Raw genomic sequence first — 11,191 nt, forward strand, 5'->3', positions numbered from 1 at the left:
CCGCCCGCACGAGGAAGTGGACTGGCCGGCCCTGAGCAGCTACCTCAAGCGCGAGCTGCCGCCCTACGCGATCCCGGTGGTCCTGCGCATCACCGACCACGGCGTGGCAACCACCGGCACCTTCAAGCACCAGAAGAACACGCTGAAGGAAGAGAAGTACGATCTGAACCGGCACAACGACCCGGTCTATGTGCTGCTGCCCGGCGAGAGCGGCTACCAGCGCCTCACGCCGGAGATCCAGGCCGGCATCGAAGCCGGACGGTATCGCTTCTGAAGCCCGTGCCCGACAAGATGGTTTCTTCCCGGGTCTGAATATCCGATACTTCAGGGTATTTATTGCGCCGCCAGCAAAGGCCCAGACCATGCAAGACCCACAAGCAAGACACCGCGAGCGGCCCACCGAGCCGCTTCCCAAATCCGTTAAGCCGGCCCTGCTGTTCCTCGGCTTTTTGTTTATGGTGACGGTGGTGATCGCCGGGGCCGCCTACGTGGTGGACCGGCAAATTTACGGGTGAATCATTTGAACGGGTGATCCATGTCGTCCCAGCAAGAGCACCGTCATCATCCACGCCGCGACCCGCCCCGGGGGGTGTCCCTGACCCTGCGTCGGGATCCGCCGGCGGCGGACGAGGAGTCGCTGCATCTGCTATGCCGGGATGTGTCCCGAACCGGCCTGGGGGTGGCGTTCCCCCACTCGATCACGCCGGATACCGATGTGGAACTGTGGATTACGCTGCCCGGGGACGAGCGCCGCCTTCATCTGTACGGCACCATCGCCTGGTGCGCCGCGCCGCTGGGACAATGGCGCGCGGGCATCGCGCTCAACCTGGAACGCAGTGACGGCCGGTTCTGGTCGGCGCGCTTCGACCAAGACCATGACCTCGACGAACACTGAGCGCCCGCTGTTTCACCGCGGCGGCGACTACCAGAGCCACCGCCCCGACTACCCCGCCGCCCTGTTCCAGTGGCTGGCGCAGCACAGCCCCGGCCACCGTCTCGCCCTGGATCTGGGTTGCGGCAGCGGACAGGCCTGCCGCGCGCTGGAACCCTGGTTCGACACCGTGCTCGGCGGCGACGTCAGTGTCGATCAGCTCAAAGCGGCGCCGCCCGGCACCAGCCATTATCTGGCGGCGCACGCGGACGCCTTGCCGGTCGCCGACAACAGCGTCGATCTGATCACCGTGGCGCAGGCGCTGCACTGGTTCCCCCTGCCCGCTTTTTTCCATGAGAGCGCCCGCGTGCTGCGCGACGAGGGGCTGCTGGCGATCATCAGCTATGGACTGTGCAGCGTGGCCGGCCTGGAGGGCCTGATCGAGGACTTCCACGACCGCACCCTGAAACCCTGGTGGCCGGCGGCGCGCTGGCTGGTGATCGAGGGCTACCGAAGCGTCACCCTGCCCTGGCCGGAGCTCGAAGGCCCGCCGCCCATGCCGCTGGAACGGCAATGGCACTGGCAGGACATGGCCGGCTATCTGGATACCTGGTCGGCACTGGTCAAAGCCCGCGACCACGGCGACGACCCGCTGGCGGCGTTCCTGCCGGTGCTGCGGGAACACTGGGGAGAGGCGGAAAGAACCGTGCGCTGGCCGCTGCAACTGCGGGTCTGCGCGCGGCCACCAAGACCGGCCGGATAAAAGCGGGCGCCGTCAGGATTCGGGGAAGTGCTCGGCGAGCAGGCCGGCCAGGCGGTCCAGCCGGCGGCGGCGCTTGGCCAGTCCGAAGATGTTCATCATGCGCGTGCCCCAGGTCAGCGCGGTGGCCAGGGTGTCGCCGCCACGGCGGGGAATCACGTGCACATGCACATGGGGCACGTGCTGGTTGGCTTCGCGGCCGTCGTTGACGATCACGTTGTGGGCCAGCACGTCCAGGCCGGCCCGCTTGTGCGCACGAATGGTACGCCGGGCCAGCTCGAACAGATGGGCGCAGAGGTCCGGCTCCAGGTCCTGAAGCAGGGGCTGGTGCTGCACCGGAATCACCAGGCAGTGGGCCTCGCGCACCGGAAACAGGTCCAGCAGCACGATGGCCCGCTCATCCCGGTAGACCACGCTGCCCTCGGCGCGCCCCTCCAGTATCTGGCAAAACACGCAGTCAGCCACTCAGTTCTCCGATTGCAGGTAATCTTGCTTGCGCCGCTGGCGCCAGATTTCCGCGCCGGCCAACAACAGCGCCAGCAACAACACGGCCAGCAGAGGTCCGCCGGCACGCCACAGGCTCACGTCTTCCCGGGCCAGACCGTCGAACAGGCTGACCACCCAGGCCGGCCCCCATTCCTGGTGGTTCGGCGACACCGGCCAGGGCATCAACAGCAGCGCCGCCGCCAGGGCGCGCAGCGGCAGCCGCAGCCAGCCGCGCAGCGGCCGGGTGATGTACCAGAGCACGAACAGCACGCCCACCGAGCCGAGCAAATAGGCGAACCATCCCCACAAATAGGCTTTCGTCGTCACGATCTCTCCTCAGTTCACCCAGTGAATAATACGCTCTTCCAGGTCCGCTTCATCCACCGTGGTTTCGCTGACCACCCGCCCGGCCACGCTGACCCCGGCCTCGCGGACCGACTCCGCCCGCCCGGACCGCAACGGGTGCCAGGCTTTCAACGGCCGGCCCCGGGCGCGCAGGCGGTAGGCGCAAGTGTCGGGCAGCCAGTCGAAATGCTGCGCCACCTCGGCGGTGACCTCAACACAATCCGGCACATAGTGATGGCGCTCCGGGTACACCCGGCAGCGGCACTGTTCGGTGTCCAGGTAACCACAGGCCACGTCGGTGAAGGCCACCTCGCCGCTGTCCTCGTCTTCCAGTTTAACCAGACAGCAGCGCCCGCAGCCATCGCACAGGGCCTCCCACTCACGGGCGTCGAGCTGCTCCAGGGGCAGCTCCCAGAAGCGCTCACGCACGGCGCGGGCGGTCCGGGTGGCCGTCGGCCAGATACAGATCCGGATCCGGCGGTGGCGGCATCTGCAGGTAAAAGCCCTGCTGCTGCACGGCGGCCATGACCTTGTTGACGTCGGCGCGGGACAGCGGGCGCTCCGGCGACAGAATCAGATCGGTGACGTGCACGCCCGGGCCGAACTGCTCGGCGAGCGCCTCCGGCAGGTCCTGAAGCCCCTTGCCCCGGGGCACGTACAAATACATGTCCGCGCGCTTGCGGCTCTTGTAGATCGAGCAGAACAGCTTGCCCTTAAGCAGAGTTGAAGCACTCATAGCATCTCTCTCAATGGCCGCGCGACCAGCTCCTCACGCCAGCCGGTGAGCGGCTCCGGCAGCGCGTCGGGATCGCGGACCAGCGCTTCCAGCCAGCGGCGCCGCACCAGCACATCAGGTTTCAGTGACAATTCCTCGGCGATCCGCCCTACCCGCTCGCGCAGCGCCTTCACCGTGCCGCGCTGCTCCGGGTCCAGGGGCCCGGGCAGCGGCGCCGGCGGCTCCGCCTTGGCGGCCTGCTCGATCAGCGCCAGCAGCGCGTCGCCGTCGCGGCGGATGGCGCGCGGGTGCAACCCCAGCTTCTGCAGGTCCACGCGGCCGCGCACGGCGGCGCGGCTCAGGTCCAGCAGGGTATTGTCGCGCAGCACGAAGCCCTTGGGCAGGTCCCGCTCACGGGCGGTGGCTTCGCGCCAGTCGGCGAGCGCTTCCAGCACCGCCAGTTCGCGGCCCTGCAGATGGCCGGCGCCCTTCACCTGGCGCCACACCGCCTGGGGCTCGGCGCGGCGGCGGGCGTCGTCGCGCAGCCGCGCGCATTCCTCATACCACCAGTCCAGCCGCCCCAGCCGCTCCAGCTCGGCCTGAAGCTGCTCGGCGAGCTCCGGCAGATACTTGACGTCGTCCTCGGCGTACAGCAACTGCTCCTCGCTGAGCGGCCGCTTCAGCCAGTCGGTGCGGGTGGCGCCCTTGGCCAGGCTCACCCCCATGCGGTTCTCCACCAGACGCTGATAGCCCACCTGCATGTCCTCGCCGGTGAGCGCCGCGGCGATCTGGGTGTCGCGGACCCGCTCCGGGTAAGCGCCGGCGAACGACGCCAGCGCCTCCAGGTCTTCCGAGCAGGCGTGCATGATCAACGGGCGTTCGGCGAACAACGGCACCAGCGCCGGCGGGTCCACCCGGGTGGTGTCGATCAGACGAATATGCTCGCCGTCGTGCACTTGCACCAGGGCCAGGCGCGGAAAGTAGGTCCGTTCGCGCATGAACTCGGTGTCCAGGTAAAGCGGCTGATCCGGAGCCAGGCCATCGGCCCAGTCCCGCAGGGAGTCGGTGCTGTCGCACCAAAGGTACGCCATGGGAATCCGTTGCGTCGCTGAATGTGCCGGCATTATACGGGCCGCGGGCGGCGGCTGAAACGCGTGCCGGTGAGACGGCCCGGCGGCACTCAATTTCAGCGCCGGTTTCTGCTACCCTTTGCGCCCTCTGAATCGTCAGTTGCACAGGAAACCGCCATGAGCACCAAATTGGTACTGGTCCGCCACGGCCAGAGCGTCTGGAACAAGGAAAACCGCTTCACCGGCTGGAAAGACGTGGACCTCACCGATCAAGGCCGCGAGGAAGCCCGCCAGGCCGGCGAGTTGCTGAAGGAAGCCGGCTTCGAATTCGATATGGCCTACACCTCGGTGCTCAAGCGCGCCATCCGCACCCTCTGGACCATCCTCGACGGCATGGACCAGATGTGGATTCCGGTGATCCGCGATTACCGTCTCAACGAGCGCCACTACGGTGCGCTGCAGGGCCTCAACAAGGCGGAAACGGCCGAAAAATACGGCGACGAGCAGGTGCTGATCTGGCGCCGCAGCTACGACACGCCGCCGCCCAAGATGGACCGCGACGACGAGCGCTACGCCGGCCGTCTGCGCGTCTACAAGGACCTGGACGAGAACCGTATTCCGCTGTCGGAAAGCCTCAAGGACACCGTGGACCGTTTCCTGCCCTACTACCAGCAGGAGATCGAGCCCCAGGTGCGCGCCGGCAAGCAGGTGCTGATCTGCGCCCACGGCAACAGCCTGCGCGCGCTGGTCAAGCATTTGAGCGGCATCTCCGACGAGGACATCGTCAAGCTCAATATCCCCACCGGCATTCCCATGGTCTATGAGCTGGACGACGATCTGAAGCCGATCAAGAACTACTACCTGGGCGACCAGGAAGCGGCCGCCAAGGCCGCCGAGGCGGTGGCCAATCAGTCCAAGGGCTAGTCACTAGCCACCGATCCGATCCAGCGCCCGCACGCGCCGCTGTTCCGCTTCATCGAACAGCGACGCGCGCAGGCGCTGGATCGCATCCTCCCGATCTTCCTCCGCCAGGCCGCTGTCCTCGATGGCGCGGCGCTGTGCCTGGTACGCCTGATAGCGCTCACGCCACGCCTCCCGACGCCGGTCCAGTTCGCCCAGGCGCTCGGCGGCCTCCGCCCCGAGCCGCTGTTCCCGATACTGATACACGCGCGCCTCCGGGGCGCCCTGCTCGCGCAATTGCCGCACCGCCTCGGCCACCTCCGAGGGCCGCCGCGAGGCGCGCACCATCTCGCGCATGTCCTCCGGCAGGCCCGCCTCCAGCGCCTCCAGCCGGGCCTGTTTCTCGGCCGGCTCGAGTTGCTCGTTTTCCAACAGCGCACGCCGCTGCAAGGCGAAGTCCGCGTAGCGGTCGCGGAAGCCGAAAAACGCCTCCCGGGTGGCGGCGCTGAACCACTGGTCGCGCAGCGCCCGGCGCTCTTCCAGGCTTTGCCGCATGCCGGCGACGCTGCCGTCGTGCTCGTCCAGCTCGCGCAGGGCGGACCGATAACCGATATAGCGCTCGAACAGATCCCACGCCTGGCGGGCCGCCCTCTCCGAAAGCGCGCCCCGCAAGTGGGCCGCCACCCGGCCGCGCAGCACGTTCAGCTCCTCTTCGCCCAGAGCGGAGAGGAAATAATCGAAACGCCGCCGCACGTCCTCCGAGACAATCAGATTGCCGCGCTCGTCCTCGCGCAGGGCGCCGTCGGGCACGGTGCCGCGCCAGGACGCCGGCTCTTCGCCGAGCTTGCGTCCGCGGGCCACGTAGTCCTGGAACTCGGATTCGCCGCCGTCCGGGTCCGCCGCCGGCGCGCCCGACCGGGCCGGCGCCGGTTCCGACGGCGTTTCCCGCCACCACACGCCCATCAGCGCCAGCGTCACCACCAGCAACGACATGGTCGCCGCCAGGGCCAGAGGTCCTTTCATTGTTGTTCTCCGTTCCGTTGTTCCCTGTCGACCGCTAGTCGGATTGGTACTTTTTTATTAGTGAACCACCGCTAGCGGTAAGGCTAGCATCAAACCACCGGTCGATAAAAAACAAGGACCGACCGGTGAACCAAGACATTCGACAATAAAAAAATCAGGGAAGCTTATGAAAACCTTAACCCGGACTCTCATAGGGGTCATGGCCCTGGCGATTCTGTCACTGCCCGGCCTGACCACCGCGGACTACACCGAAACCCGTTACCCCATCGTGCTGGTGCACGGCCTGTTCGGCTTCGACAGCGCCGCCGGCGTGGACTACTGGTACCGCATCCCCGAGGAACTGCGCCAGGGCGGCGCCGAGGTCTACGTGACCCAGGTCAGCGCCGCCGAGGACACCGAGGTGCGCGGCGAACAGCTGGCCCGCCAGGTGGAGGACATCCTCGCCACCACCGGCGCCGGCAAGGTCAATCTGATCGGCCACAGCCACGGCGGCCCCACCGCCCGCTACGTGGCCTCGGTCTACCCGCAGATGGTGGCCTCGGTGAGCAGCGTGGGCGGCGTCAACTGGGGCGCCCGCATGGCCGACGTGCTGCAGGGCGTGTCCGACAACGTGCCCTTCTCCGGCGATCTGATCGGCTATCTGGGCAACGCCCTGGCCGGGCTGATCGATCTGTTCTCCGGCGGCGGCAACCAGCAGGACATCATGGCCGCGCTCAAGGCGCTGACCACCGAGGAAACCCTGGCCTTCAACCAGCTCTACCCGGAAGGCGTGCCCGCCGAATACTGCGGTGAAGGCCAGCGCGAGGCCGGCAACGGCGTGTCCTACTTCTCCTGGAGCGGCGCCAAACCGCTGACCAACGGTTTCGATCCGTCCGACGCGCTGCTCGGCGCCACCTCCATCGTCTTCCTGGGCGAAAAGAACGACGGCCTGGTGAGCAGCTGTTCCAGCCATCTGGGCATGGTGATCCGCGACGACTACCGTATGAACCACCTGGACGAGGTCAACCAGGTGCTGGGCCTGCACGATATCTGGAGCACCGACCCGGTGACGCTGTATCGCCAGCAGGCCAACCGCCTGAAGAACTACAGCTTCTGACAGGCGGCGCCACCGGTAAAAAACCGCCCGCCGGCCACGGCGGGACCGAAACGCTCAGCGCGCCCGGCGCCATGGTTTTGTGTCCTTGCCCCGCCCCTCTAACATCGGGTACTCGGCAGCTTTTCCTATGAAGGACCATAATCATGACAACAACCCTCAAAGCGTTTCTTGCTTCCGGCCTGTTGCTGGCCTCTTCCGTGGCCACGGCGGAAACCATCGAACGGGACATCTGCGTCTTCGACATCGCCGGCAAGGTCGGCCCCACCATGGCCGCCATGCAGGATTGGCGCACCGAAGCCATGAACTGGGGGCTGGACGCCAATCTGAAGGTGTACACCAACGAATCGGTGGTCGCGGAAGACCTCAAGGCCGGGGTGTGTGACGCCGCCCTGATGACCGGTATCCGCGCGCGCCAGTTCAACACCTACGCGGGCACCCTGGATTCCATCGGCGCCATTCCCACCATGGAACACATGAAGATCGCCCTGCAGGTACTGGCGCACCCCAACAGCGCCGACAAGCTGACCGCCAACTCCTATGAAGTCATGGGCATCGCGCCGATCGGCGCCGCCTACATCTTCGTCAACGACCGGCGCGTGAACACCCTGGCCAAGGCGGCCGGCAAAAAAGTGGCGGTGCTCGACTACGACCCCACCCAGGCCAAGCTGGTGGCCGCCGCCGGCGCCACGCCGGTGCCCTCGGACATCACCAATTTCGCCGGCAAGTTCAACAACGGCGTGGTGGATGTGATCGCCGCCCCGCTGGTGGCCTACAACGTGCTGGAACTCTACAAGGGCCTGGAACCGGACGGCGGCATCATCGACTACCCGCTGGTGCAGCTCTCAATCCAGCTGATCGCCAAGGCCGACCGCTTCCCCGAGGAAATGGCCCAGACCTCACGGGAGTACTTCTACAACAGTCTCGACCAGGTGCTGGAGCAGGTGGAACGGGAAGCGTCGGTGGTGGACGACAAGTGGTGGGTGGACATCCCCGCCAAGGACAAGCAGGAATACGAAGTCATGATGCAGGACGCCCGCGACCAGATGCGTAACGAGGGCCACTACGATCCGGACATGCTCGACCTGCTGCGCAAAGTGCGCTGCAAACTGAACAGCTCCCGGGCCGAATGCACCGGCGGCTGAACCGGCGGCTTACAGCCCCAGACGCTTGGCGATCACCTCGTTCATGATCTCGTAGGTGCCGCCGCCGATAGAGAGAATGCGGTTGTCGCGGAACAGCCGCTCCACTACGGTGCCGCGCATATAGCCGGCGCCGCCGAAGATCTGCACCGCATCCCAGGTGACCCGGTCGGCGCACTGGGTGGCCTGGTTCTTGGCCATGGACACGTCCAGCACGCAATCCTCGCCGTTGGCCAGCCGCGCCGCCACCCGATAGGTGAACTCCCGGCTCACCGCCACCTGGGTGGCCATTTCCGCCAGCTTGTGGCGGGTCACCTGGAAGCCGGCGATCGGGCGGCCGAACGCCTCGCGCTCACGGGCATAGGCCATGGCTTCGTCCAGGGCGACCTGGGCGGTCATGTTGGCGGTGACCGCGAGAATCAGGCGCTCCATCTGGAAGTTGCTCATGATGCAGAAAAAGCCGCCGTTCTCCGCGCCGATCAGGTTTTCCGCCGGCACCCGGCAATCCTCGAAGAACAGCTCGGCGGTGTCGGACGCCCACCAGCCCATCTTCTTGAGCTTGCGGCCGACGGTGAAGCCGGGGGTGTCCTTCTCCACCAGCAGCAGCGAGATGCCGCCGAAGCCGGGGTCGCCGGTGCGCACCGCCACGGTGTAATAGTCGGCGCGCACGCCGCTGGTAATGAAGGTCTTGCTGCCGTTGACCACATAGTGGTCGCCGTCACGCACGGCGCGGGTGCGCAGGTTGGCCACGTCCGAGCCGCCGCCCGGCTCGGTGACCGCCAGCGCGGCGATCTTGTCGCCGGCCAGTACCGGCGGCACCACTTTTTCCTGCAGCGCTTCCGAGCCCCATTTCCAGACCGGCGGCAGGCCGATATCCAGCGACCCCAGGCTGGCGCCCACGCCGCCGGAGGTGCAGCGCACCATCTCTTCGCAGGCGGCCACTTTCATGAACACGTCTTCGCCGCTGCCGCCCCATTTCTCCGGTGCGCCGATGCCGAGAATGCCGGCGTCCGCCGCCTTCTTGTAAAGCTCGCGGGGGAATTCCCCGGCTTCTTCCCAATCGTTCACGTAGGGCAGAATTTCACGCTGAACGAAGCTGCGCACGGTGTCGCGGACCATGCGATGGGTATCGTCGAAATAAGACAGTTCAGGCACGGGATCTCCTTATTGTATCGAGCGTCATAAACCAAGCGCTTGCTTGGTTCGCATGGTAGCCCCGTGGAAGAAAAGCAGCAAGGCAACCGCAAGGGACACGCGGGCGCCGCCCGCGCAGTTCAGGAAGGGGTCAGGAAGAAAACGGCCGGCGGCCGCGCAGGGCCTGGGCCAGGGTGGCGCCGTCGACGAATTCCAGGTCGCCGCCCATGGGCACGCCCTGGGCGATGCGGGTGACGCTGACGCCCGCTTCCCGGGCCAGGTCCAGCACGTAGTGCGCGGTGGCCTCGCCTTCCACGGTGGTACCGGTGGCCAGGATCAGCTCCTGGATCTGGCCTTCGTTGAGGCGCGCCTCCAGCACGTCCAGGCCCAGCTCGCGGGGGCCGACGCCGTCCAGCGGCGACAGCTCGCCCATCAGCACGAAATAGTGGCCCCGGTATTCCGCCGATTGCTCCACCGCCAGCACGTCCGCCGGCGAGGCGACGATGCACACCAGGCCCGGGTCGCGACGCGGGTCCTGGCAGACCGGGCACAGCTCCTGCTCGGCGTAGTTGCGGCAGCGGCGGCACTGTTTAACGCCGTCCATGGCCGCGTTCAGCGCCGCCGCCAGGCCGCGGCCGTCGTCACGGCCCCGTTCCAGCAGCGCGTAGGCCATGCGCTGGGCGGAGCGCGGCCCCACCCCGGGCAGGCAGGTGAACGACTGGATCAGTTTCTCCACCAGGGGAGTGTGCTTCACGGCTTGAACCCCGGCGGGAAGGGGAAGCCGTCGGTCATGCCCTTCATCATGTCTTTCTGGCTGCTTTCCACCCGGCGCACCGCGTCGTTGACCGCCGCCGCCAGCAGGTCTTCCAGCATTTCCTTGTCTTCGCTCATCAGGCTCGGATCCAGGGACACATTCTTCACGTCGTGGCGGCCGTTCATGACCACCTTCACCAGGCCGGCGCCGGCTTCACCGGTGACTTCCGCGTTGGCGGCCTCTTCCTGGGCTTTCTTCATCTTCTCCTGCATCTGCTGTGCCTGCTGGAGAAGGTTGTTCATATCGAAATCCATGACGCACCTTTTTCAATCGGTGGGTTGGTCGTGGTCCCGGGGCTGGATGCTGCTTTCATCCAGCCGGGCGTTGAACTGCTGAATCAGGGTCTGCACGGTGCGGTCTTCCAGCAAGGCGCCGCGCGCTTCCTCCAGCCGCACCCGGCGGCGCTCCTGGTCGATGGCCTCGGGGGTGTCGCCGGCGTCGGCGTCGTATTCCAGATTGAGCCGGATACGGCGCTGAAAATAGTCGCTGAGGGCGCCGGCCAGTTCCTGGGTACGCTCCGGGTTCACCAGCACCTGGTGGCCGGTGCTCAGGCGCAGGGTCCACTGGTTCTCCTGGCGGGCCGCCAGCACCGTGTTGCGGGCCAGGTTGCGCGCCGCGCCGTCCAGCGGCAGGCGCTCCACCAGGGCGGCCCACCAGGAGCCCACGTCCTGATCGGATTCCGGCTCCGCCAGCGGCATTGGCGTGGGCTCGGCCTGCGGCTCGGGCTCGGACACGGGCTCCGGTTCGGAGGCCGGCGCCGGGGCGGGCGCGGATGACGTGGCCGACGACTCTCCGCGCGCAGCCGGGGCTTCGGCGGGCGCGCGCTCAGCCGGCGGCA

At 67.0% G+C, this 11,191-nt stretch carries 16 protein-coding genes and 1 pseudogene; 7 read left to right on the plus strand and 10 right to left on the minus strand.

Annotated features, from left to right (window positions below; translation table 11 throughout):
- The 4 genes and pseudogenes from ISO4_RS16175 to ISO4_RS16190 all read left to right on the plus strand — a co-directional run.
- A pseudogene (locus tag ISO4_RS16175) lies at nucleotides 1-274 on the plus strand (long-chain-acyl-CoA synthetase); the annotation flags it as partial.
- 88 nt (nucleotides 275-362) lie between these two features.
- Nucleotides 363-515 (plus strand): hypothetical protein, encoded by a 153-nt coding sequence (locus ISO4_RS16180; protein ID WP_185956954.1) that lies wholly within the window; start codon nucleotides 363-365, stop codon nucleotides 513-515.
- A 20-nt stretch (nucleotides 516-535) separates the two neighbouring features.
- Nucleotides 536-895 (plus strand): PilZ domain-containing protein, encoded by a 360-nt coding sequence (locus ISO4_RS16185; protein ID WP_142949674.1) that lies wholly within the window; start codon nucleotides 536-538, stop codon nucleotides 893-895.
- Nucleotides 876-1,634, plus strand: a complete 759-nt coding sequence (locus ISO4_RS16190; RefSeq protein WP_194856898.1) for a class I SAM-dependent methyltransferase — start codon at nucleotides 876-878, stop codon at nucleotides 1,632-1,634. Before ISO4_RS16185 ends, ISO4_RS16190 begins: the two co-directional genes overlap by 20 nt.
- A gap of 12 nt (nucleotides 1,635-1,646) precedes the next feature.
- Here the strand turns inward: ISO4_RS16190 and ISO4_RS16195 are convergent, their stop codons facing one another.
- The 5 genes from ISO4_RS16195 to rnd are packed head-to-tail and all read right to left on the minus strand — an operon-like array spanning nucleotide 1,647 to nucleotide 4,268.
- Nucleotides 1,647-2,096 (minus strand): HIT family protein, encoded by a 450-nt coding sequence (locus ISO4_RS16195; protein ID WP_142949672.1) that lies wholly within the window; start codon nucleotides 2,094-2,096, stop codon nucleotides 1,647-1,649.
- Complete coding sequence (locus ISO4_RS16200) at nucleotides 2,097-2,444, minus strand: hypothetical protein (RefSeq protein ID WP_255442598.1); 348 nt, start codon at nucleotides 2,442-2,444, stop codon at nucleotides 2,097-2,099. It lies immediately after the preceding gene.
- 9 nt (nucleotides 2,445-2,453) lie between these two features.
- Nucleotides 2,454-2,891: a YcgN family cysteine cluster protein gene (locus ISO4_RS16205; protein ID WP_142949670.1), complete on the minus strand. Its 438-nt coding sequence runs from the start codon at nucleotides 2,889-2,891 to the stop codon at nucleotides 2,454-2,456.
- The gene (locus ISO4_RS16210; RefSeq protein ID WP_142949669.1) at nucleotides 2,884-3,198 is read right to left on the minus strand and encodes a YcgL domain-containing protein; all 315 of its coding nucleotides are present in this window, start codon (nucleotides 3,196-3,198) and stop codon (nucleotides 2,884-2,886) included. The genes ISO4_RS16205 and ISO4_RS16210 overlap by 8 nt, the downstream gene beginning before the upstream one ends.
- Entirely contained in the window at nucleotides 3,195-4,268 is a 1,074-nt protein-coding gene (gene rnd, locus ISO4_RS16215; protein ID WP_142949668.1) for a ribonuclease D, read from the minus strand. The genes ISO4_RS16210 and rnd overlap by 4 nt, the downstream gene beginning before the upstream one ends.
- Before the next feature lie 156 nt (nucleotides 4,269-4,424).
- Here rnd and gpmA point away from each other — a divergent pair, with 156 nt between their 5' ends.
- The gene (gene gpmA / locus ISO4_RS16220; RefSeq protein ID WP_194856899.1) at nucleotides 4,425-5,171 is read left to right on the plus strand and encodes a 2,3-diphosphoglycerate-dependent phosphoglycerate mutase; all 747 of its coding nucleotides are present in this window, start codon (nucleotides 4,425-4,427) and stop codon (nucleotides 5,169-5,171) included.
- 3 nt (nucleotides 5,172-5,174) lie between these two features.
- Here the strand turns inward: gpmA and ISO4_RS17185 are convergent, their stop codons facing one another.
- Nucleotides 5,175-6,170 (minus strand): lipase secretion chaperone, encoded by a 996-nt coding sequence (locus tag ISO4_RS17185; protein ID WP_194856900.1) that lies wholly within the window; start codon nucleotides 6,168-6,170, stop codon nucleotides 5,175-5,177.
- A 166-nt stretch (nucleotides 6,171-6,336) separates the two neighbouring features.
- On the opposite strand from ISO4_RS17185, the gene ISO4_RS16230 reads away from it, so the two are divergent.
- On the plus strand, nucleotides 6,337-7,266 hold the full coding sequence (locus tag ISO4_RS16230; protein WP_228548204.1) for a lipase family alpha/beta hydrolase: 930 nt from the start codon (nucleotides 6,337-6,339) through the stop codon (nucleotides 7,264-7,266).
- A 143-nt stretch (nucleotides 7,267-7,409) separates the two neighbouring features.
- Entirely contained in the window at nucleotides 7,410-8,408 is a 999-nt protein-coding gene (locus ISO4_RS16235) for a putative solute-binding protein (protein ID WP_194856901.1), read from the plus strand.
- Nucleotides 8,409-8,417: 9 nt separating this feature from the next.
- On the opposite strand, the gene ISO4_RS16240 is transcribed toward ISO4_RS16235, so the two are convergent.
- The 4 genes from ISO4_RS16240 to ISO4_RS16255 form a co-directional block, all read right to left on the minus strand.
- Nucleotides 8,418-9,524, minus strand: a complete 1,107-nt coding sequence (locus ISO4_RS16240) for an acyl-CoA dehydrogenase family protein (RefSeq protein ID WP_142949676.1) — start codon at nucleotides 9,522-9,524, stop codon at nucleotides 8,418-8,420.
- A 166-nt stretch (nucleotides 9,525-9,690) separates the two neighbouring features.
- Nucleotides 9,691-10,293 (minus strand): recombination mediator RecR, encoded by a 603-nt coding sequence (gene recR, locus ISO4_RS16245; protein ID WP_142949664.1) that lies wholly within the window; start codon nucleotides 10,291-10,293, stop codon nucleotides 9,691-9,693.
- Nucleotides 10,290-10,607: a YbaB/EbfC family nucleoid-associated protein gene (locus tag ISO4_RS16250; RefSeq protein WP_067612862.1), complete on the minus strand. Its 318-nt coding sequence runs from the start codon at nucleotides 10,605-10,607 to the stop codon at nucleotides 10,290-10,292. Before ISO4_RS16250 ends, recR begins: the two co-directional genes overlap by 4 nt.
- Before the next feature lie 12 nt (nucleotides 10,608-10,619).
- Nucleotides 10,620-11,191, minus strand: a 572-nt coding sequence (locus ISO4_RS16255; RefSeq protein WP_323745402.1) for a DNA polymerase III subunit gamma/tau C-terminal domain-containing protein, incomplete at its 5' end; no start/stop codon positions are given.

The organism is Alloalcanivorax venustensis ISO4 (assembly GCF_015356855.1).
Taxonomy (GTDB): Bacteria; Pseudomonadota; Gammaproteobacteria; order Pseudomonadales; family Alcanivoracaceae; genus Alloalcanivorax; species Alloalcanivorax venustensis.

Excerpts from the sequence above, each read along its gene's own strand:
- ISO4_RS16180 (WP_185956954.1), top strand. The coding sequence starts at position 363 with ATGCAAGACCCACAAGCAAGACACCGCGAGCGGCCCACCGAGCCGCTT.
- ISO4_RS16185 (WP_142949674.1), top strand. The coding sequence starts at position 536 with ATGTCGTCCCAGCAAGAGCACCGTCATCATCCACGCCGCGACCCGCCC.
- ISO4_RS16190 (WP_194856898.1), top strand. The coding sequence starts at position 876 with ATGACCTCGACGAACACTGAGCGCCCGCTGTTTCACCGCGGCGGCGAC.
- ISO4_RS16210 (WP_142949669.1), bottom strand. The coding sequence starts at position 3,198 with ATGAGTGCTTCAACTCTGCTTAAGGGCAAGCTGTTCTGCTCGATCTAC.
- rnd (WP_142949668.1), bottom strand. The coding sequence starts at position 4,268 with ATGGCGTACCTTTGGTGCGACAGCACCGACTCCCTGCGGGACTGGGCC.
- gpmA (WP_194856899.1), top strand. The coding sequence starts at position 4,425 with ATGAGCACCAAATTGGTACTGGTCCGCCACGGCCAGAGCGTCTGGAAC.
- ISO4_RS17185 (WP_194856900.1), bottom strand. The coding sequence starts at position 6,170 with ATGAAAGGACCTCTGGCCCTGGCGGCGACCATGTCGTTGCTGGTGGTG.
- ISO4_RS16230 (WP_228548204.1), top strand. The coding sequence starts at position 6,337 with ATGAAAACCTTAACCCGGACTCTCATAGGGGTCATGGCCCTGGCGATT.
- ISO4_RS16235 (WP_194856901.1), top strand. The coding sequence starts at position 7,410 with ATGACAACAACCCTCAAAGCGTTTCTTGCTTCCGGCCTGTTGCTGGCC.
- ISO4_RS16240 (WP_142949676.1), bottom strand. The coding sequence starts at position 9,524 with ATGGTCCGCGACACCGTGCGCAGCTTCGTTCAGCGTGAAATTCTGCCC.
- ISO4_RS16250 (WP_067612862.1), bottom strand. The coding sequence starts at position 10,607 with ATGGATTTCGATATGAACAACCTTCTCCAGCAGGCACAGCAGATGCAG.